At 70.3% G+C, this 20437-nt stretch carries 18 protein-coding genes; 16 read left to right on the top strand and 2 right to left on the bottom strand.

Annotation, left to right across the window (positions count from 1 at the left end):
* The first annotated feature begins 107 nt into the window (after positions 1-107).
* The 13 genes from ADL25_RS14030 to ADL25_RS14090 all read left to right on the top strand — a co-directional run bounded on the left by ADL25_RS14030 (position 108) and on the right by ADL25_RS14090 (position 14688).
* On the top strand, positions 108-1373 hold the full coding sequence (locus ADL25_RS14030) for a hypothetical protein (RefSeq protein ID WP_059128034.1): 1266 nt from the start codon (positions 108-110) through the stop codon (positions 1371-1373).
* 39 nt (positions 1374-1412) lie between these two features.
* On the top strand, positions 1413-2222 hold the full coding sequence (locus tag ADL25_RS14035; RefSeq protein WP_059128035.1) for an SDR family NAD(P)-dependent oxidoreductase: 810 nt from the start codon (positions 1413-1415) through the stop codon (positions 2220-2222).
* A gap of 151 nt (positions 2223-2373) precedes the next feature.
* Complete coding sequence (locus tag ADL25_RS14040; RefSeq protein WP_147318057.1) at positions 2374-2778, top strand: hypothetical protein; 405 nt, start codon at positions 2374-2376, stop codon at positions 2776-2778.
* Between the two features lie 238 nt (positions 2779-3016).
* Positions 3017-5917: a bifunctional glycosyltransferase/CDP-glycerol:glycerophosphate glycerophosphotransferase gene (locus tag ADL25_RS14045; protein WP_079050330.1), complete on the top strand. Its 2901-nt coding sequence runs from the start codon at positions 3017-3019 to the stop codon at positions 5915-5917.
* Positions 5914-7047: a glycosyltransferase family 4 protein gene (locus ADL25_RS14050; protein ID WP_059128037.1), complete on the top strand. Its 1134-nt coding sequence runs from the start codon at positions 5914-5916 to the stop codon at positions 7045-7047. Before ADL25_RS14045 ends, ADL25_RS14050 begins: the two co-directional genes overlap by 4 nt.
* 493 nt (positions 7048-7540) lie before the next feature.
* Complete coding sequence (locus tag ADL25_RS14055) at positions 7541-8857, top strand: ABC transporter substrate-binding protein (protein ID WP_059128038.1); 1317 nt, start codon at positions 7541-7543, stop codon at positions 8855-8857.
* A gap of 14 nt (positions 8858-8871) precedes the next feature.
* Positions 8872-9870, top strand: a complete 999-nt coding sequence (locus ADL25_RS14060; protein WP_059128194.1) for a carbohydrate ABC transporter permease — start codon at positions 8872-8874, stop codon at positions 9868-9870.
* Positions 9863-10762: a carbohydrate ABC transporter permease gene (locus ADL25_RS14065; RefSeq protein WP_079050331.1), complete on the top strand. Its 900-nt coding sequence runs from the start codon at positions 9863-9865 to the stop codon at positions 10760-10762. Before ADL25_RS14060 ends, ADL25_RS14065 begins: the two co-directional genes overlap by 8 nt.
* A gap of 29 nt (positions 10763-10791) precedes the next feature.
* Positions 10792-12156, top strand: a complete 1365-nt coding sequence (locus tag ADL25_RS14070; protein ID WP_107116593.1) for a GH1 family beta-glucosidase — start codon at positions 10792-10794, stop codon at positions 12154-12156.
* A 154-nt stretch (positions 12157-12310) separates the two neighbouring features.
* The gene (locus ADL25_RS52170; RefSeq protein WP_220378176.1) at positions 12311-12532 is read left to right on the top strand and encodes a hypothetical protein; all 222 of its coding nucleotides are present in this window, start codon (positions 12311-12313) and stop codon (positions 12530-12532) included.
* A 417-nt stretch (positions 12533-12949) separates the two neighbouring features.
* Positions 12950-13504, top strand: a complete 555-nt coding sequence (locus ADL25_RS51845) for an ATP-binding protein (protein ID WP_059128042.1) — start codon at positions 12950-12952, stop codon at positions 13502-13504.
* 180 nt (positions 13505-13684) lie between these two features.
* Positions 13685-14380 (top strand): L,D-transpeptidase family protein, encoded by a 696-nt coding sequence (locus ADL25_RS14085; protein WP_059128043.1) that lies wholly within the window; start codon positions 13685-13687, stop codon positions 14378-14380.
* A gap of 122 nt (positions 14381-14502) precedes the next feature.
* Complete coding sequence (locus ADL25_RS14090) at positions 14503-14688, top strand: hypothetical protein (RefSeq protein WP_059128044.1); 186 nt, start codon at positions 14503-14505, stop codon at positions 14686-14688.
* A 79-nt stretch (positions 14689-14767) separates the two neighbouring features.
* Here ADL25_RS14090 and ADL25_RS14095 read toward each other — a convergent pair whose 3' ends face one another.
* Together ADL25_RS14095 and ADL25_RS14100 are read right to left on the bottom strand one after the other, a co-directional pair.
* Positions 14768-16165, bottom strand: a complete 1398-nt coding sequence (locus tag ADL25_RS14095; RefSeq protein WP_059128045.1) for a S1 family peptidase — start codon at positions 16163-16165, stop codon at positions 14768-14770.
* 117 nt (positions 16166-16282) lie between these two features.
* Positions 16283-17275, bottom strand: a complete 993-nt coding sequence (locus tag ADL25_RS14100; RefSeq protein WP_234380899.1) for a DUF3800 domain-containing protein — start codon at positions 17273-17275, stop codon at positions 16283-16285.
* Between the two features lie 293 nt (positions 17276-17568).
* Between ADL25_RS14100 and ADL25_RS14105 the strand changes: the two genes are divergently transcribed.
* From ADL25_RS14105 to ADL25_RS14115, 3 genes are all read left to right on the top strand, one after another.
* On the top strand, positions 17569-18207 hold the full coding sequence (locus ADL25_RS14105) for an HAD family acid phosphatase (protein ID WP_059128047.1): 639 nt from the start codon (positions 17569-17571) through the stop codon (positions 18205-18207).
* A gap of 82 nt (positions 18208-18289) precedes the next feature.
* Positions 18290-18676 carry a PPOX class F420-dependent oxidoreductase gene (locus tag ADL25_RS14110; protein WP_059128048.1) on the top strand — a complete coding sequence of 129 codons (387 nt, stop codon included), beginning with the start codon at positions 18290-18292 and terminating at the stop codon, positions 18674-18676.
* Between the two features lie 397 nt (positions 18677-19073).
* Positions 19074-20405, top strand: coding sequence for an enolase C-terminal domain-like protein (locus tag ADL25_RS14115; RefSeq protein WP_059128049.1), 1332 nt, complete (start codon positions 19074-19076; stop codon positions 20403-20405).
* Positions 20406-20437 lie beyond the last annotated feature (32 nt).

A 20437-nucleotide genomic window follows, 5' to 3' on the forward strand; every position in this document is an offset into this window, starting at 1 on the left:
GTCCCCGGCTTTGCGATCTTTCCGCCGCTCCCCGCTCATCGAACCCGTCGACCCACACCGCAGAGGGCTCCTTCCGGGAGCCGCGCGACGAGGAAACGGGGACGACGATGAACGGCATCACACGCAGGCGTCTGCTGACCGCCGGGGCGACGGCGGGCGCCCTGGGCGCACTGTCCGCCTGTGCTCCCGGCGGCTGGTCGGTCGGCGGGGGGAGCACCGAGGGCGGCGAGGGCTCCGCCGGCGGCAAGGGCACCGTCGAGGCCCGGCCGCTGAAACCGATCGGCGACGGCTCCACCGCCGACACGGGCGCGCAGCCGCACCAGCCCACGGTGGAACGGCTGAAGCCCGGTCAGCGGCCCCCGCAGTTCGTGGTGTTCTCCTGGGACGGCGCCGGCGAACTCAGCAACCAGCTCTTCTCCCGCTTCCGCAAGGTCGCGTCCGACCACGGGGCCTCGATGACCTTCTTCCTCAGCGGCATCTACACGCTGCCCGAGTCCAAGAAGGACCTCTACCGTCCGCCGCGGCACCCGGTCGGCGCCTCCGCGATCGGCTACCTCGCGGACCGGCACATCCACGCCACGCTCCAGCAGGTGCGCGCGGCCTGGCTGGAGGGGCACGAGATCGGCACCCACTTCAACGGTCACTTCTGCGGTGCCGACGGGGTGCGCAACTGGTCGCCGGCCGAGTGGAGGAGCGAGATCGACCAGGCGATGAGCTTCGTCACCGAGTGGAAGACCAACACCGGCTTCACGGACCTCGACCCGCTGCCCTTCGATTACCGCAAGGAGCTGATCGGCGGTCGCACCCCGTGTCTGGAGGGCCAGGGCAACCTGCTGCCCACCGCGGCGGCGCTCGGCTGGAAGTACGACGCCAGCTCGCCCGGCGGCCTGCAGATCTGGCCCGGGAAGGTGCAGGGCGGGCGGATCTGGGACTTCCCCCTGCAGTCCATACCGTTCTCCGGCCACTCCTTCCAGGTCCTGTCGATGGACTACAACATGATGGCCAACCAGTCCGCCGGTAACCCTCTGGGCGACAGCGCGCAGTACGACGCCTGGCGCGTCCAGGCCCGCGACACATATCTGGCCGGGTTCCGGCGCGCACACGACACCAACCGTGCGCCCTTCTTCATCGGCAACCACTTCGAGCGCTGGAACGGCGGTATCTACATGGATGCCGTGGAGGAGGCCATCGGGCGGATGGCACAGTACGACGACGTGCGCTTCATGTCCTTCCGGCAGCTGGTGCAGTGGCTGGAGGCGCAGGACCCCGCCGTCCTCGGGAAGTTGCGGACCCTCAATCCGGGACAATCGCCGACCGGCGGCTGGGAGGAGTTCCTGGGGGTGCCCGCGTCCCCGACGGCGACCCCGTCCTGACCGGCGCTCTCCGCCCGTCGGCGCTGTAGCGTCTGCGACATGGATCACGTGGGGCGGTTCGAGGGGTACGGCATCCTGATCACCGGCGCGGCGCGCGGCATCGGCGCCGCGACCGCACGGCGCCTCGCTCAGGAGGGCGCCGCCGTGCTCGTCGCCGACGTGGACGCCGCGGAGGGCGAGAAGACCGCGGGGGTGCTGCGCGAGCAGGGCGCGCGGGCCGAGGCGTTCCGGTGCGACGTCACGGACCGGGCCGACGTGGAGGCGGCGGTCGCCCATGCCGTCGAGGTCTTCGGCACGCTGGACGTCCTGGTCAACAACGCCTACGGCTGTACCCCCGACGCCGCGCTCTTCGAGGACGAGTCCGACGAGGTGTGGGCGCGCGACATCGACCGGACCCTGACCGGCGCGTACCGCTGCAGCCGCGCGGCGCTGCCACATCTCGTCGCCTCGGGGCGCGGAGCCATCGTCAACATCGGCTCGGTCAACGGCGCCCAGGACTTCGGCAACCACGCCTACAGCGCCGCGAAGGCGGGCCTCGCGTCCCTCACCCGCACTCTCGCCGGACACGCGGCCCCCCGCGGCGTCCGGGTCAACCTCGTGGTGCCCGGTACGGTCCGCACCACCGGGTGGGAAGGCCGTGACGCGGAACTGGACGCGGTGAGCCGGCTCTACCCGCTGGGCCGGATCGGGGAGCCGGAGGACATCGCGGCCGCCGTCGCGTTCCTCGCCTCGCGGGACGCCGCGTGGATCACGGGAACGGCGCTGCACGTCGACGGCGGTCTGCTCGCGGTGAACACCGGGTTCCACCAGGCTCTGCGGGCCGTCGCGGAGAGCGGCTCCAGGCCCTAGGGAAACCGGTGGCCGCGCGGGCGTACGGCACCGACAGCCACCGACCCGGTCCGACGATCAGGTGAAGGGCTTGGTCCGCTCGGCCGTGCGGGAGGTACACGAGCGGGGCACGGGGAAGACAATGCAGTCCCCCTCCCTTCAGGACCGCACGATGACCCAGCTCACCGGACAGCGCGCCGTTCGCGGTGCCGCGCTCCTCGCCGATCCGCCGCCGGACCAGGGCACGTCCCTGGCCCGGCGGGAGCGCGGGATGCCCGGCCCGGAAGGGCTGCCGCCCGTCGCCGGGAGCACGGACGGGACGGTCGCCCGCGCCCACCGGGCCTTCGGTGTGACCGACCGTATGACGGTGGTCGCCGTGTGTGCCGTCGGTCGGCCGGCCCCGGACGGGGCCGCCGGTCTCCGGGGCCGGGCGGTCCCGCCGTCGCTGCGCGAGGCGGCACGGGAGACCGCGGTGGCCGCCGCCTTGGCGCACGGAGCGGCCCCACGGGGCTCGGGGGCTCCGTCGCGCAAGGCGGTCGCCACGGCGCGCTGCACCTGCGAACACCGGGCCCGCTGATGCCCGGCACACCGGCGCCGCGGGATCTCCGTGGCCGCGTCCTCACGTAGCGTGGAAGAGAGGAGGTGGGGCACCGCCCTGGCCGCGGTGAGTCGCAACACGGCGACCCTGCAGGGTGCGGGGCCGCCGGCCCGTGCCGAACCCGGACGCACCCTGTCCGCGGGATGCCCTCGCGGAACGCCGCCGATCCGCGGCGGGGACAGGTCCGCCGTCCGGAGAGCCGAATCCGAGACGAGAGGTGGCCGTGTCGATCGATACCCCCGAGGCAGGCGCCGCGGTGCCGGACATCAGCGTCGTCGTCATCGTGTACAACGATGCCCGGCGCCTCCCGGCAGCAGTGCGCTCCGTACTCGACCAGACACTGCGCAACGTCGAAGTGATCGTCGTCGACGACTGCTCGACCGACGGCTCCTACGGTGTCGCGCAGCAACTTGCCCTCGGTCACCCCGGTCGCGTGCGCGCGATCCGGCTGGCGGAGAACAGCGGCGGCTGCGGAGAGCCCCGCAACCAGGGCTTGGCCGTGGCGCGCGGGCGCTATGTGATGTTCCTGGACAGCGACGACAGCCTCGAACCCAATGCCTGCCGCAACATGCTCGAAGCGGGCGACCGCACCGGTGCGGATCTGGTCTCCGGACTGTGCGTCCGGGTGCACACCGACAGCAGGCACGACAAGAGGGTCCCCTGGTACCCGTGGCTGTACCGGTCCACACGGACCGTCGAGTCCATCGCCGAGCTGCCGGACCTGTTCGTCTTCGACACCCTGTCGACCAACAAGTGCTACCGGCGCGAGTTCCTCGTCGAGAACGAGCTCACCTTCCCGCGGGGCATCCACTACGAGGACCTGCTGTTCTCGGCACAGGCCTATCTGGCGGCCGGACGGATCACGCTGATCCCCAACACCGTCTACTTCTGGCACGTGGTAGAGAAGTCCACCACCAAGTCGATCAGCAACCGGCGTCACGAGATCAACAACTTCACGGACCGGCTGGAGATCCACCGCCGGATCGACGCCGTGCTGGACCGGCGCGGACTCGACGGGCTCAAGCTGCACAAGGACATCAAGTTCCTCAAGCACGACCTCGTCCTCTACCTGCGCGAACTGCCCTTCCTCGACGACGACTACCGGCACCGCTTCGCTGAGCTGGCCCGTGGCTACGTCCAGGACTTCCCTGAGGAGGCGTACGCCGAGCTGGACCGGGTGCACGCGATCTGTGCCCACCTGCTGATGCGGGAGGACTGGGACAACCTGATGCCGGCCGTGGACACGCTGATCAACCGGAACAAGATCTCCGCTCCGCTCGTCCAGCGCGAGGGCCGTGTCTACTGGTGCGACCAGTACCTGGACGACCCGAAGGCGCGGGCGGTCATGGACGTCACGGGCCTCGGCCACCACGGCAAGCCGCTGGAGGGGATGTTCCTGCGCAACCTGCTCACCGGTTACGCCGTGCGCGGGGATCTGGTGGTGCTCGAGGGCGCGATGGTCAATCCACTGCACACGGTCGCCGCCGACGCGGACCTCACCGCCGAGTTGGAGTTCCGGGCCCGCCGCCGCAGCCTGCAGATGTTCCGGTTCCCGGTGCGGACGGTGCGTCATGAGGGCGGCAGGATCACGTGGCAGGCCGTTGTCCCCCTGTCGGCGCGGTTCCGGCCGCTCGGCGTCGTCGACGAGGTGTGGGACGTGCGGATGCATCTGACGGCCGACGGGAAGAGGACGACCACCCGGCTCACCGCCGGTCGCGTCGATCTGGAGAACGCCGCGTCCGTGCCCGTGCAGCCCCGGCTCAGCCGGCTCGTGGCCGACCGGCTCGAACCCCAGGTCTCCGCCAAGGGGCATCTCGCCTTCCGGCTCACCCAGCAGGGCACCGCGGCCCGGCACGGCCGGGCCGTCGTGGACCGGAACCTGCACGGCCCGGCGGCGAGGACGATCAAGGGCTCCTACCGCATGCTCCGGGCCGTCAGAAGGGACCTGGCCTCGGGCGCGCGCAAGGTCCAGGTGTACCACCGCATGCTCCGGCTGCTCCCGGTCCGCAAGGGTACCGTCGTCTTCGAGAGCCACCTGGGCCGGCAGTACAGCGACAGTCCGCGGGCCATCCACGAGGAACTGCGCCGTCGCCGGCTGCCCGTCACCGCCATCTGGTCCTACTCGGGCGCGAGGCCCGAGGGGTTCCCCGAGGACGCCGAACTCGTCCGCCGGTGGTCCTGGCGCTACCTGAGGGCGCTGGCGCAGGCCGAGTTCTGGATCGACAACCAGGGCTTCCCGCTGCGGTTGGCCAAACGCCCGGAGACCACGTACATCCAGACGTGGCACGGTTCGGCCCTGAAACGGATGGGGTTCGACGAGCCCACCCACCGCGTGATGTCGGAGCAGGAACAGCGTTCCTACCAAGAGGCGCTGGACCGCTTCGACCACTTCGTGGTCCGCAGCGAGCACGATGTCCGCACCCTGGGCCGGGCCTACCGCCTCCCCGAGGAGAAGCTGCTGCGCACCGGGTATCCCCGCAACGACGTTCTTGTGCGGGCGGCCCGTGACCATCGCGCGCCGGACGCGGAACTGCGCCGGCTCGCCGAACGCCTCGGTGTCCGCCCGGACCGCCGTGCGGTGCTGTACGCGCCGACGTTCCGCGCCCGCCCCGACGGCGCGGTCAGAGCCTTCGAATTCCCCTTCGACGTGGAACGGTTCGCCGAGCGCTTCGGTGACCGGTACACCCTGCTGGTGCGTTCCCACTACCTGAACCGGGTAGCTCTGCCGCCGTCGGTGGCGGACCGGGTGATCGATGTGACCGGTGAACCGGACATCACCCCGCTCCTGCTGCTCGCCGACGCCCTGATCACCGATTACTCCTCCGTGATGTTCGACTACGCGCTGCTGCGCCGGCCGCTCGTGTTCTACGCCTACGACTGGGAGGAGTACTCCGAGGACATGCGCGGCACGTACTTCGACCTCCTTCAGGAGGCCCCAGGCCCGGTGGCGCGTACCGAGGACGAACTGTTCGCCGCGGTGTCGGACCTGCCCGCGGTGGTCACCCAGTACGAGGCGCAGCTCAAGGAGTTCGTGGACAAGTACGGCGAGTACGATCGCGGGGACGCGGCGGCTCGCATCGTGGACCGTTTCTTCGGCCCTGCGGGAGAGGCCCGATGACGCAGCGTGAGATCTTCTTCGTCGCCAACGAGGTCAACGAGCTCGGCGGCGTGGGCCGCTGGCAGGCCCAGATGGCCCGGCTGCTCGCGGAGCGCGGCCATCGGGTCCGGATCATCGGCATCGCCCCGCCCGAGGTGGCGATGGACCTCGGCGAGGATCCGCCGTTCGAGACGCTCACCCTGTACGACCGCCGGCCCCCGGGCCGGCGCAGGCCCCGCTTCCCGCTCGGCGGCATCGATCCGGCCGTCCGGCGCCAGGAGGCGGACATGCGCGCCGCCGCCGAACGCATGTCCCAGCTGTTCCGGGCCGCGGCCTCCGGGGCGGTGATCGTCGTGACGCAGGTCTGGGCGATGGAGTGGGTGGCGTTCGCGGACACCGCCGGGCATCCGGTGATCGGTATGAGCCACGAATCCTTCGAAGCCTCCAGGCGCTCCTCGCGCTTCGCGCGTGTGCGCAGTCACTACAAGGACGTGGACCGGCTGCTGGTCCTCACCCAGGAGGACGCCGACCGCTGGGTGGCGGAGGGCCTCAACAACGTCGGCTTCATGCCGAACCCGCTGCCGCTGACGCCCGTCGCCCCCTCGCCGCGCACCGAGAAGGTGGTGGCCAGCATCGGCCGGCTCAGCCATGCGAAGGGCATCGACCTGCTGCTGGACGTCTGGGCCGAGGCCGCACCGCGACAGCCGGGCTGGATCCTGCGCATCTACGGCTCGGGGGAACACGAGGGCGTGCTGCGGCAGCAGTGCACGGAGCTCGGGCTCGACGACTCGGTGGAGTGGGCGGGGCGGACCGACGATGTCACCGCGGTGCTCGCGCGGTCGTCGGTGTTCGTGCAGTCCTCGCGCGGCGAGGGCTTTCCGCTCGTCCTGCTCGAGGCGATGGCCTGCGGGGTGCCGTGTGCCGCGTTCGACTGTTCTCCCGGGGTGCGCGAGATCGTCGCCGACGGCGAGGACGGGCTGCTGGCCCGGCACGGCAACACCTCCGAACTCGCACGTCATCTGGTGCGGTTGATGTCCGACGAGAGTCTCCGCGACACGATGGGGGAGAAGGCGCGGCAGAACGTGCGGCGCTTCGCCCCCGAAGTGATCACCCGTCGCTGGGAGGAGCTCTTCGACTTCCTGGAGCGCTGACGGAGCGTGCCCCGACGACGGCCGGGGCACGCCGACGTCAGCCGCGGGCGCGCGGCTTCATGAAGTGAACGGTGTGAGGCCGGCTTCACCGTTCCGTCCGGGAGTCGCCTCAGCAGCTTGAAAGCAGCACCGTGAGCGACGGTCGGAGTTCCGTCAGAGGTTGCCGACGTGTTCCCGCCGGGCGGCCCTCCCGGCCGAGTCGCGGCGGCGGCTCGGACCACGGTCCGTCGGCCCGTCGAGACCCAACCGTTGCAGTACGCCGGGTCCCTCCCTCCGTCGCAGGTCACATGCCCTGTGGAGGTCGAACCGCGCCCACCGGGCCGCCCGTGTCGCGGCCCGCAGGCGATTAACCCCTGCCGGATCCCTTGACGTGGGTTTCGCGCGGGGTTTAACTCACGTCCTAAATTAAGCCGTGAGGGTTTCGGAAGTCGAACGTGTGTCATCCGGAGCCTTCCTCGGCGTACACGACTCCCGGAAAGGGACACCAGGAGCCATGCGCAGCATCCGAGCCGCGGCCGTCGGCGCCGTCACCATGTCTCTCGCCCTTGCCGCCTCGGCCTGCGGAGGCGGTTCGTCTACGGGCGGAGGGTCGAACGACTCGCCCAAGACACTGACCTACTGGGCCTCCAACCAGGGCGCCAGCATCGAGGTCGACAAGAAGGTCCTCCAGCCCGAACTCGACAAGTTCGAGAAGCAGACTGGAATCAAGGTCAAGCTGGAGGTTGTCCCCTGGTCGGACCTGCTGAACCGGATCCTGACCGCGACCACCTCAGGTCAGGGCCCCGACGTGCTGAACATCGGCAACACCTGGAGCGCCTCCCTGCAGGCCACAGGCGCGCTGTTGCCGTGGGACGCCAAGAACTTCGAGAAGATCGGCGGCAAGGACCGCTTCGTCGACTCGGCGCTCGGCTCGACCGGAGTCGAGGGCAAGGACCCGGCCGCCGTACCGCTGTACTCGATGGCGTACGCGCTCTACTACAACAAGCAGATCTTCGCCGATGCCGGTATCGCCAAGCCGCCGGTCACCTGGGACGAGCTGATCGCGGACGGCAAGAAGATCTCCGCCAAGGGCAAGTCGGTGCTCGGCGCCGAGGGCTCGAACCTGTCGGAGAACATCCACCACGTCTTCGTCTTCGGCAAGCAGCACGGCGCCGACTTCTTCACCCCCGACGGCAAGGCCGACTTCACCAGCGACGGCGTGGTGGCGGCGGTCAAGCAATACGTCGATCTGATGGCCAAGGACAAGGTCATCCCGACGGGCAACGCGGAGTACGCGCAGAACCAGTCCGTGAGCGACTTCGCCAAGGGCAAGCAGGCGATGCTGCTGTGGCAGTCCGCGGCCGCCAACCTCAAGTCGCAGGGCATGAGCGAGGACAAGTACGGCATCGCCCCGGTGCCCGTGCAGTCCGGCACCCCCGGTACCGGCAACCAGGTCAACTCGATGGTCGCGGGCATCAACCTGGCCGTCTTCAAGAACAGTCACAACCTCGACGGGGCCACGAAGTTCGTGAAGTTCATGACCAGTGACGAGGAGCAGAAGGTCCTCAACACGGCCTACAGCTCCATCCCGCCGGTCAAGGCCGCGCAGGAGGACTCCGCGTTCACCTCGCCGTCCAACGCCGTGCTGAAGGACACCCTCGCCAAGAGCGCCTCGGCGCTCCCGCAGGTCGCCGACGAGTCCCAGTTCGAGACGGCGGTCGGTACGGCCGTCAAGGAGCTGTTCGCCGACGCCGCGGCCGGACGGCCGGTGACCACCGAGTCGGTGAAGGCCAAGCTCCAGAAGGCCCAGCAGCAGATGCCGACGAAGTGAGCACGGGCACCAACATGACCACCACGACCGCCTCGGCCGACACCGGCGAGCGGACGGTGCGCAAGAACTCCCCCGGTGCGGCGCGAGGCCCGCGCCGCACCGGGCGGATCCGCCGCATCGGACTGCCCTACCTGCTGCTCCTGCCCGCCCTGCTGCTCGAACTCCTGGTCCACCTGGTGCCGATGGTGATCGGCATCGTGATGAGTTTCAAGGAGCTCACGCAGTTCTACATCCGCGACTGGGGCACCGCGCCCTGGTCCGGCTTCGACAACTACAAGGTCTCGCTGGACTTCAACGCCCCCGTGGGCGACGCGCTGCTCCACTCGTTCCTGGTCACCGTCGGCTTCACCCTGCTCTCGGTGGGCCTGTGCTGGCTGATCGGCACCGCCGCCGCCGTCTTCATGCAGGACACCTTCCGCGGCCGGGGTCTGCTGCGCGCACTCTTCCTGGTCCCGTACGCGCTGCCCGTGTACGCGGCCGTCATCACCTGGGTGTTCATGTTCCAGCACGACAACGGCCTGGTGAACCACGTCCTGCACGACCAACTGCACCTCACCGACAAGCCCTCCTTCTGGCTCATCGGCGACAACAGCTTCGTCGCGCTGCTCGTGGTGTCGGTGTGGAAGGGCTGGCCGTTCGCCTTCCTCATCGTCATGGCCGGCCTGCAGAACATCCCCAAGGAGCTGTACGAGGCCGCCGCACTCGACGGTGCCGGAATGTTGCAGCAGATCCGCCGCATCACCCTGCCGTCACTGCGCCCGGTCAACCAGGTGCTGATCCTGGTGCTGTTCCTGTGGACGTTCAACGACTTCAACACGCCGTACGTCCTGTTCGGCAAGGCCGCACCGGAGGCCGCGGACCTCATCTCGGTCCACATCTACCAGGCCTCGTTCGTCACCTGGAACTTCGGCACCGGCTCCGCCATGTCCGTCCTGCTGCTGCTGTTCCTGCTCGTCGTGACGGGCGTCTACCTGCTGCTCACCTCCCGAGGAAGGAAGACGGCCGATGTCTAGCACCACCAGGGCGCCGCAGCCGCCGCTCACCTCGCGGACACCGCGTTCGCCGATGGCCCCGCCCCGGTCCTTCCTGTGGTCCCGGGGGATCTTCCTCACACTGCTCACGGTCTTCGTACTGGTGCCGGTCTATGTGATGATCTCCAGCTCGCTGAAGCCGCTGGCGGACGTCACGGGGAAGTTCCGGTGGCTGCCGAGCGGCCTCACCTTCCGCCCCTACATCGACATCTGGTCGACGGTCCCGCTGGCCCGGTACTTCGTGAACTCGCTGATCGTGGCGGGCGCCGCGACGATCTGCTCGGTCATCATCGCGGTGTTCTCCGCGTACGCGGTCAGCCGCTACAACTTCCGCGGCAAGCGCGTGTTCACGGTCACCGTGCTGTCCACCCAGATGTTCCCCGGCATCCTCTTCCTGCTCCCGCTCTTCCTGCTCTACGTCAACATCGGCAACGCAACGGGAATCGCGCTGTTCGGCTCCCGCGGCGGGCTGATCCTGACGTATCTCACCTTCTCGCTGCCCTTCTCGATCTGGATGCTCATCGGGTACTTCGACTCGGTGCCGCGTGATCTGGACGAGGCGGCACTGGTGGACGGCTGCGGGCCGCTCGGGGCCCTCTTCCGGATCGTCGTGCCGGCGGCGATCCCCGGCATCGTCGCGGTCGCCGTCTACGCCTTCATGACCGCCTGGGGCGAGGTGCTCTTCGCCTCGGTGATGACCAACGACACCACCCGCACCCTCGCCGTCGGGCTCCAGGGCTACTCCACGCTGAACGACGTCTACTGGAACCAGATCATGGCCGCCTCGCTCGTCGTGAGCGTCCCCGTGGTCGCGGGCTTCCTGCTGCTGCAGCGCTACCTGGTCACCGGGCTCACCGCCGGAGCCGTGAAGTGACCGACACGCCTATTCCTGAAAGGGCTTCTGTGTCCGAACGCATCGACCTCGCCGCGCTCCCGCACGACTTCCTGTGGGGCACGGCCACATCGGCGTACCAGATCGAGGGAGCCGTCGCCGAGGACGGCCGTTCGCCTTCGATCTGGGACACGTTCTCGCACACTCCTGGAAAGATCGCGGGTGACGACAACGGCGACGTCGCCTGCGACCACTACCACCGCTGGCGCGAGGACGTCGGGTTGATGAAGCAGCTCGGCACCAACGCCTACCGGCTGTCCGTGGCCTGGCCCCGGGTGGTCCCGGGCGGCGACGGCCCGGTGAACGCCAAGGGCCTCGCCTTCTACGACGAGTTGATCGACGGTCTGCTGGAGGCGGGCATCACCCCCTCCGTCACCCTGTACCACTGGGACCTGCCTCAGGTGCTCCAGGACCGCGGCGGCTGGACCGAGCGGGACACCGCCGAGCACTTCGCCGCCTACGCCGCGGCGGTCGCGGAACGTCTCGGCGACCGAGTCACCCACTGGACGACGCTCAACGAGCCGCTGTGCTCGGCCTGGATCGGCCACCTCGAGGGCAAGATGGCCCCGGGCCTGACGGATCTGACCGCCGCGGTCCGTGCCTCGTACCACCTGCTCCTCGGCCACGGCATGGCCGCCGCCGCCATCCGCGCCGCCGTACCGGACGCGGCGATCGGCATCGTCAACAACCTCTCCACCGTGCACGCCGCCACCGACAGCCCGGAGGACCGGGCCGCGGCGCGCCGGATGGACGGCCATGTCAACCGCTGGTGGCTCGACCCGGTCCACGGCCGCGGATTCCCGGCGGACATGCGCGAGGTCTACGGCGTCGAGCTCCCCGAGCGCCCGGGCGACCTGGAGACGATCGCCGCACCTCTGGACTGGCTGGGGCTCAACTACTACTTCCCGGCCACCGTCGCCGACGACCCGGACGGGCCGGTCCCGCACGCCCGCTCGCTGCGCCTGGACGGTGTGCCGCGCACCGGCATGGACTGGGAGATCGACGCGAGCGGCATCGAGACGCTGCTGCTGCGCCTCACCGAGGAGTACGGCGCGCGCAGGCTGTACGTCACCGAGAACGGCTCCTCCTTCCCCGACGTCGTGCGCCCCGACGGCACCGTGGACGACCCCGAGCGCCAGGACTACCTGGTGCAGCACCTCGCGGCCTGCGCGTCGGCGGCCGGCAAGGGTGCCCCGCTGGCCGGCTACTTCGCCTGGTCCCTGCTGGACAACTTCGAGTGGGCATACGGCTACGACAAGCGCTTCGGCCTCGTCCACGTCGACTACCGCACGCAGGTCCGCACGATCAAGGGCACGGGGCACCTGTACGCGGACATCGTGCGGGACCACCGGGGCCGGTCGCGACGGGCGGCCTGACGTGCCGGTGCGGGTTCGCGCGTCACGGCGCGAACCGGCACCGGAATCGGTGCGGTCCTACCGGCCGTGGCCGCGATGGCCGCCGCGGTGGCCGTGACCACCGTGGTGGCCGTGGCCACCATGGCCTCCGTGGTGGGCCCAGGCCGTCTGGACCGTGGTGGGCGCCGCCGTCGGGGTGCTCGCCAGGGCGACCCCACTGCTCGCCGCGCCGGCCAGCAGTGGGGTGCTGGTCGCCCGTCTGCCGGCGCTGCTGTGCCGAGGTGCGCCCGCCCGGCCCGCCGTGCTCGCGGCCGGTGATCTCGCCCTCGACCCGGCGGGCCACCGCTGCCACCGGGCGGGCCGTGAGACCACCCTCACCGCCCGGGCTACCGGCTGAGCGCTGGTCGGCGCGGCCTGTCTGCTCGCGGTGTGGCTGCGGATGAGTCTTCTGAGCGGGCTCGACCAGGCCCCGCTCCGGCAGGCCCAGGCCATCGAGGCGAACGCCGACCGCGGCAGCCTGTCCTGATCGTTCCGGCCACCGGCAACGGTGACACCGCCGTCCAGGTCGTGGGACGCGGGGACGGGGTGCGGGCCGGTTCGGCGAATCTGGCGGGCCAACCCGCGCTGTTCTCGTTCGCCCCGACCTCCTCCGGCACGCCCGCGGCCCACAGCGTGCGCGGACTGCCGCTGAAGGGGGACGGCGGCTGGCGCGCTGTGGGTCTCGCGTCGGGCGGGGGCACGGTGTACGTGGCCGTGTCGACCGCGAGAGTGGCTCACAACCTGGCCCTGCTCACGGTGGGGGCTGGCCCGCTCCGTGCCGCCGGCCGTCGCCCTGCTCACCGGGGGGGTCTGGATGCTGCCCGGGCGGGCGCTGCGGCCCGTGGGGGACCTGCGCGCCCAGACGGCGGAGATCACCGCCGGCGACCTGGGCCGCCGGCTGGACGTCCCACCGGCCGACGACGCTCTGGGACGGCTGGCCCGGACCCTCAACGACCTGCTCGCCCGGCTGGACGACTCGGCAGGTCAGCAGCGCGGGTTCGTCGCGGACGCGCACACGAGTTGCCAGTCCGCTGAGCAGCCTGCACACCCAGCTCGAGGTGGCGGTCCGGCATCCGGCCTCGGCGGACTGGAACTCCCGCGGTCCGGTCAGGCGTGCCTGGCCGCGGCCGACGAGGGGCCCGGGATCCCGGCGGCCGACCGCAGCCGCTTCACGCGGCTGGACTCGGCCCGCGCCCGGGACACCGGAGGCAGCGGCCTCGGACTCGCCATCGTGCACGACCTGGCCGTTGCGCACCACGGGCGGATCCGCATCGAGGACAACGATCCGGGGGGGCACGTCGTGGTCTGCATCCCTGCCACGGACGCGTGATCGAGGGGCCGGGCGACCCGACTCCGGCGGATTCCGGCGGAACGTCCGTGGTCGACGGAATGTCACCGTTTCGTCGCAGTGCCCCCCGTCCTACAACCAGCGAGCCCCGTTGCCTGTCTATCTGGCAGGCAAGCTGGAACGCGCCGCACGCAGGCGCGCAGATGAGGATGGAAGGCCGCCATGGGGGACATACGCCGACGGGGTGCCGTCGCACTGGGGGTCACCGCGTTGGTGACCCCGCTCACGCTCGCACTCGGCACCGCGCCTGCCGACGCTTCGAGTTGCACCACTCAGAAGGGGCCGTACCAGAAGCAGGTCGAGAAGTTTCTCGGCCGGCCGGTCGACGGCAAGCAGTCCGCCGCCGACTGCAAGGCGATCCAGGCCTTCCAGAAGAAGCACGGCATCACCCCGACCATCGGCTACGCGGGACCCGTCACCTGGGGGGTGATGGACCTGATGAACAAGCAGAAGGCCGTGGGCAAGCGTCCCAACAAGGACGGAAAGTGCCCGGTCAACAAGGGCCGTATCGCCTGCGTCAACCTCACGCTCCAGCTCAGCTGGATCCAGGACGGCAGCCGGCTCGTGTACGGTCCGGTCCCGGTCCGCACGGGCCGCAACGGCTACGAGACCCGAACCGGTCTGAAGAAGATCTACTGGCGTGACATCGACCACGTGTCGAGCCTGTACAACGTGGCCATGCCCTACAGCCAGTTCTTCGACGGCGGCCAGGCCTTCCACTCCGTCGGCCTGAGCATGTGGAACCCGCCCGGGTCGCACGGCTGCGTCAACATGACGAAGACCGACGCCAAGAAGTACTGGTCGCTGCTCAAGTCCGGCGACGACGTCTTCGTGTACGGCCGCAAGCCGGGCACCTGACACGGACCCGGTCCGGCCGTCCCGGGGACGGCCGGACCGGACGCGTACGGAGTGATCAGCTTCACGGTCCGGAATGCCGGGAGGTGCCTGATTGCTCACATCGCCTTCACGTCGGGCCCCGTATGCTTCACGCCATGCCCACTACTCCTGAACCCGCAGCGGAACGCTCCGCCGACGAGGTCAACGAGGAGATCCGGGCCCTGTGGTTCCGCAGCGGCGGGATGCTGAACATGGACGAGCGGCGGGAGTACCAGCGGCTCGTCATGGAATGGGCGACGGTCTCCCCGGATCCCACCCGGGCGGCGTGAAGGCCTGACGGCGCTCACTGCGCGCCGTCCCCCCCGTTGACCGACCTGGCGTCTCCGGGACCGTCCACACCCCTCCCGCTCAGCCCCAGGTACCGGAGTAGGCCCGGCGGTAGGCGTTGCGCTCGTGTTCCGAGCGGATGTAGCGGGTGGCGACCAGGGCGACCAGACTGCCCGCGATGACCAGCAGTCCCGGTCCGACGTTGCGTACGTCGGTGAGCCGCGTCACGAAACTGCCCTTGGTGCCGACCTCCTGGACCGCGCCCGGTCCCGCGGACCCCGGAGTCCCCGCACCGGGTGCGATGGCCGCACCCTGCGCGGCCGAGGTGGACGGTGCGGGGGCGGCGGGCGCCTGGTTCGTCGCGTCCCCCGAAGCCTCTGACGGCCCGGTGAGCCGCACCCCGAGCGCCGACATCGCCGTCGTCAGCGGCTGGAAGAACGTCGTGCCGCCCGACCGGCAGTCCCCGCTGCCGCCCGACGTCACCCCGAGCGCGATGCCCTCGGAGAACAACGGGCCCCCGCTGTCTCCCGGTTCGGCACAGACCGTGGTCTGGATGAGGCCGGTGACCGTTCCCTCGGGGTAGTTCACCGTCGCGTTGAGCGCGGTGACCTGGCCGTCGTGCAGGCCGGTGGTGCTGCCGCTGCGAAAGACCCGCTGCCCGACGACCGGATCCCCGGTCCCCGCGATGCGCACCCCGCGCCCGTCGCCGATGGCCACGACGTTCGCGCCGGGTGTCTCCTGACCGTTCTCGTACCGGATGAGCGAGAAGTCGCCCGAGCCGGGGAACTCCGACGTCACCGTACGGCCCACCACCGTCCGGCCCGTGCTGTCGGAGAACCAGAGCGTGCCGCCGGGGCCGCAGTGCCCGGCGGTGAGGATGAACTCGCTCTGCCCGTTGGTCACGTTGTAGCCGGCCGAACACCGGCCGCCTGCCGAGATGACCGGCTGGGCGCCGTTCACCCGGGTGGTGAACCTGTCCTCGGTGCGCTCCATGCGGACGAAGTCGCCCGTGTCGTGGGCGAGCCGGGTCATCCGGGACCAGTCGGAGGCGGAGACGGAGCTGTCACCCTGTACCACCACCTGGTTGGACCGGTAGTCCACGGACCAGGCGGTACCCGACACCCTTGGCGCCGAACTCAGCGCAACGGTGGCCGACTTGAGCTGATCCATGCTGTGCCGCACCATCTCGGCCCGGGCTCCGGCGGCCGTGACCCGGTCGGCCGCGGCCCGGTCGGTCACGGCGACGACCGGTTTCCCGTCGGATCCGATCCAACTGCCCGCGGTGCGCGCCATGCCGAGCTGTGACATCAGCCCGGCAACTGTCCGGGAGGTGCCCTGCGCGGACGCGCCGCCGGGACTCGGCGCGCCGGACGGTTCGGCGGCCAGGGCCTGGGTGACCATCAGGCCTCCCAGGAGCACTCCGCCGACGGCCGCGATGCGCGCCCCCCGCCGGACGATCCGTCGTCGTGCATGCCTCATCCATGGCTCCCGAACCCCGAACGGCACGGCGTGACCACCGCGGAGCGCTCCGGTCGGCGAGCGCCCTCACTACATACGTGGGCCGGGGTGCGGGAGTTCACCGTCGGGCGGTGCGAGTCACCCCGTGGGCGACGCGGAGGACGGCATAAGCGAGTCACCGCTGCGCTCGTCGCCCCACAGCGAGTCGTCGTCCACGTAGGGCCGCAGCAGCCCGATGAGCCCACGGTCGTCGCGCTCGTTCAGTTCGTCCGAAGCGATCTTCCGGGCGATCCCGGCGAGGAGGTCGGCGAGCTGCACCCTCGGGTCCCGTCGTGAGTCGACCAGCCTGAGCCCGGAGAGCTGCGCCGCCTCCGTGATCCAGGCGATGCGCCGCGGTGTGAGCAGGTTCTGTTCGTCGTGCACGATCGCCACGGACCGCCCATCCCTTCCCCAGTACGCCGCGGTCCGGATGATCGCGGGCACCAGCGGGTTCAGCAGGGGAACCACCGTCGGGCTCTCGGTGATCCGTACCCGATGGGCGAGGGCGGCCTCGCGCGTTCGGCCCAGCAGGCGGAGGATCGCGCCGGTGTCGCCGTGCGGCTGCGTGCGGCGCATGGCGTCGACGAGGTGGTAGAAGGAGTCGACGGGGGCTGCCGGGTCTCCGTTCATCCTGACCCGCATCAGGTCGTTGGACGCCTCCAGGAAGTGCCGCCATCGTCCGTTCCCGAAGCGGCCGGGACCCTGGCGGAACAGGACGAGCGCCGCCGCAGGATCGCCGAGCAGCAGGTCCACCATCCGGTCGACGACGAAGAACGACTTCTCCACGAGCACCACATGGGCGTGCCCGTACAGCGGTCCCGTGTCACCGAGCAGCCATTGCAGCACCGACCGGTGCTTCTCCCTCAGAAGATGGGTCGCCTTGTACTCCTCCGCGGGGGACCTGACCCGGTCGCGGATCTCCTGGACGTACGCGGCCGCCGAGGCGAGGGGGAGGTGCACACCGGCATGTGCGAAGACGTCGGTGTTCCCGCTCGTGAGGTTCTCGCCGTCCGACCCGGACTCGTCGCAGGCCACTTCCAGCAGTCGCCCCGCCGTCCTCGCCCGGACCGAACTCCCGCCACTCCAGGTCACCGCATGGCCCCCTGCCTTGTGTCCCACAGGGAGCATCCCGCATCGGGAGTGCGGTGAACCGTCGGCCGGCCCTTCGGCACGGACGCCATGAGCCCACTCCCGCCGGGCGATTGCGCACCCCCCGTCGGCCGGCGAGCGCGCGCGGACGTGTCTACTCGCGAGTAACTGTCTACCGGGGAGTAACTTTTCGGTCGTCTGTCGTCCATCCTTGGACGTGAACATGGCGAGCGGCGGCGACGGTCGAGGAACTGTCGCCGCTCTGGCGCGAGTTGGACCCCAGAGAAGGGACGGGCATGACAAGACCGGGTGTGGGACGCCGGATCGGTGCGGTCTCGGTGGTCGTGGCACTGGGCCTCGGCGGCACGGTCACGGCGGCGCAGACCGCCTCCGCCGCGCCGGCGCGGACCGCTGTGAGCGCGGCGGCGCAGGCTGCCGAGGTCGACTACGCCACTTGGCAGGCGGACGTGAAGGCGGTCATCGACCAGGCGACGCCGTACGTCCAGCAGCGCACGGCGAACACCGCCGGGCAGAAGACGGCGATCGTCTTCGACATCGACAACACCACGCTGGAGACGGACTTCCACCCCTGGTACCAGCTCCCCACCCCCGCGGTGAAGCCCTCCCTGGAGCTGGCGAAGTACGCGAAGTCCCGCGGTGTCTCCGTCTTCTTCGTCACCGCGCGCCCCGGCATCATCGCGTCCGAGACCAAGTGGAACCTCAAGGCCGTGGGCTACCCGGTCGACGGTCTGTACGTGCGCGATCTGCCGGACCTATTCGACGAGGTCGGTGAGTACAAGACGGGCAAGCGCGCCGCGATCGAGGCCCTCGGCTACACGATCATCGCGAACGTCGGCAACAACGACTCCGACCTGGTCGGCGGGCACGCCGAGCGCACCTTCAAGCTCCCCGACTACGACGGCCAGTTGTCCTGACGGACCTCCAGGGCACCAGGGTGCCGGTACGGCCGTACCGGCACCCTGCGCACGGCAGCGCCCCCCGCCTAGACTGCCCCCCATGGACGAAGCCACGCTGGACCGGCTCGCAACCGGCAAGTACCTGCTGGTCACCAGCTACCGTAAAAACGGAACGGCGGTCGCCACCCCGGTGTGGGTGGTGCGCGACGGCGATGCACTCGGCGTCTGGACCGCCGGGGACTCCTGGAAGGTGAAGCGGATCCGGTCCCGCGCCGAAGTCCTGGTCGGCCCCTGTGACGTGCGCGGCAACCCGACTGGTGATCAGGTCGCCGCCACCGCCGAGATCGGTGATCAGGCCACCGCGGCCCGCTATCGGGACCTCATCGGGCGCAAGTACGGCATCCTCGGACGTCTCACCCTTCTCGGCAGCCGGCTGCGCCGGGGCCGGGAGGGGACGGTGGGTATCCGGGTCACGCTCTCGGCGTGACCCCCTCGCCGCCGGGGAACGGCGGCGAGCGAACAATTCCCGGGCGGGACCGGGCGCGGTGCTCCGCTCCGGGTCGGACCGCGCCCGCGCCGCCCTCCCGTGCGTCTTGCGCGCCTCCCGCCGACGACGGTACCCCCGGCCGTTCGGAGGACGACTCGTGTCGCGCCCGGACGGCGGATCACAGTCCGTCAGTGCGCACCCCCTGACTTCGCGACGCTGGTCCATCTCCATGTGTAGACGCTATCTTCATAGGGGGATGGCATTCATGGACACGGCCCGATCCTCGTGGTCCCCGGACCGGGCGGTGTCCTGGCCACGGAGTCGATCCCGGACATCCTCGACGCCTGACACGCACGGACCACTGCCGCCCCCGCCACCGTCCCGAGGAGTCCCGTCCATGAGCCGGCCCACCATCACCTCCTTCTCCGTGTATCCGGTCGCCGGCCGGGATTCCATGGCGCTCAACCTCTCCGGAGCCCACGGCCCCTACTTCACCCGCAACGTCGTCGTCCTGGAGGACTCCGAGGGGCGGACGGGACTCGGCGAGGTGCCGGGCGGGGAGAAGATCACCCGGACCCTGCGCGAGGCCGAACCGCTCGTCGTCGGTGCCCGTCCGGGTGATTACAAGCGCGTCCTGCGCGAGATGGGGGAGAGGTTCGCGGGACGGGACTCCGGGGGCCGGGGTGAGCAGACCTTCGACCTGCGCACGACCGTGCACGCGGTCACCGCCGTCGAGTCGGCGCTCCTCGATCTCCTCGGGCAGTATCTCGAGGTGCCCGTCGCCGCCCTCCTGGGCGACGGCAAGCAGCGCGACTCGGTCCGCGTCCTCGGCTACCTCTTCTACGTCGGCGATCCCGACCGCACCGACCTGGACTACGTCCGCGAACCCGACGCAAGCGTGGACTGGTACCGGATCCGCCACGAGGAGGCGCTCACTTCAGAGGGGATCGTCCGGCAGGCCGAAGCCGCCTACGACCGTTACGGATTCCGCGATTTCAAACTCAAGGGCGGAGTCCTGCCGGGGGAGGAGGAGGTCCGTGCGGTGCATGCACTCAAGGAGCGTTTCCCGCAGGCCCGGATCACCCTCGACCCGAACGGGGCATGGTCCCTGCGCGAGGCCGTCGAGCTGTGCAGGCCCCTGGTCGGCACCCTCGCCTACGCCGAAGACCCGTGCGGTGCGGAGGAGGGCTACTCCGGCCGGGAGATCCTGGCGGAGTTCCGCCGGGCCACCGGGCTGCCCACGGCCACCAACATGATCGCCACGGACTGGCGCCAGCTCACCCACGCGCTGGCGCTCCAGTCCGTCGACATCCCGCTCGCCGACCCGCACTTCTGGACGATGCAGGGGTCGGTGAGGGTGGCCCAGCTGTGCCACACCATGGGGCTGACCTGGGGATGCCACTCGAACAACCACTTCGACATCTCCCTCGCGATGATGGCCCACTGCGGGGCCGCGGCTCCCGGCGAGTACAACGCGCTGGACACCCACTGGATCTGGCAGGAGGGACTGGAGCGCCTCACCACGGCCCCACCGCGGATCAGCGGCGGCGAGGTCGCCCTGCCGGACGCCCCCGGGCTCGGTGTCCGGCTCGACCGGGAGCGGCTCCTCGCCGCCCACGACCTCTACCGCAGCATGGACCTGTCGGACCGCGACGACGCCGTGGGCATGCGGTATCTGATCGAGGACTGGACCTTCGACAACAAGCGGCCGTGCATGGTGCGGGAGTGACGAACCGTCAAGCGGAGGGCGTGCGACCGCCG

This window comes from Streptomyces sp. NRRL F-5122, assembly GCF_001507435.1.
GTDB classification, from domain to species: Bacteria; Actinomycetota; Actinomycetes; order Streptomycetales; family Streptomycetaceae; genus Streptomyces; species Streptomyces lannensis.

Excerpts from the sequence above, each read along its gene's own strand:
- ADL25_RS14035 (WP_059128035.1), top strand. The coding sequence starts at position 1,413 with ATGGATCACGTGGGGCGGTTCGAGGGGTACGGCATCCTGATCACCGGC.
- ADL25_RS14030 (WP_059128034.1), top strand. The coding sequence starts at position 108 with ATGAACGGCATCACACGCAGGCGTCTGCTGACCGCCGGGGCGACGGCG.
- ADL25_RS14110 (WP_059128048.1), top strand. The coding sequence starts at position 18,290 with ATGGACGAAGCCACGCTGGACCGGCTCGCAACCGGCAAGTACCTGCTG.
- ADL25_RS14065 (WP_079050331.1), top strand. The coding sequence starts at position 9,863 with ATGTCTAGCACCACCAGGGCGCCGCAGCCGCCGCTCACCTCGCGGACA.
- ADL25_RS14095 (WP_059128045.1), bottom strand. The coding sequence starts at position 16,165 with ATGAGGCATGCACGACGACGGATCGTCCGGCGGGGGGCGCGCATCGCG.
- ADL25_RS14105 (WP_059128047.1), top strand. The coding sequence starts at position 17,569 with ATGACAAGACCGGGTGTGGGACGCCGGATCGGTGCGGTCTCGGTGGTC.
- ADL25_RS14050 (WP_059128037.1), top strand. The coding sequence starts at position 5,914 with ATGACGCAGCGTGAGATCTTCTTCGTCGCCAACGAGGTCAACGAGCTC.
- ADL25_RS14055 (WP_059128038.1), top strand. The coding sequence starts at position 7,541 with ATGCGCAGCATCCGAGCCGCGGCCGTCGGCGCCGTCACCATGTCTCTC.
- ADL25_RS14060 (WP_059128194.1), top strand. The coding sequence starts at position 8,872 with ATGACCACCACGACCGCCTCGGCCGACACCGGCGAGCGGACGGTGCGC.
- ADL25_RS14040 (WP_147318057.1), top strand. The coding sequence starts at position 2,374 with ATGACCCAGCTCACCGGACAGCGCGCCGTTCGCGGTGCCGCGCTCCTC.
- ADL25_RS14085 (WP_059128043.1), top strand. The coding sequence starts at position 13,685 with ATGGGGGACATACGCCGACGGGGTGCCGTCGCACTGGGGGTCACCGCG.
- ADL25_RS14115 (WP_059128049.1), top strand. The coding sequence starts at position 19,074 with ATGAGCCGGCCCACCATCACCTCCTTCTCCGTGTATCCGGTCGCCGGC.
- ADL25_RS14090 (WP_059128044.1), top strand. The coding sequence starts at position 14,503 with ATGCTTCACGCCATGCCCACTACTCCTGAACCCGCAGCGGAACGCTCC.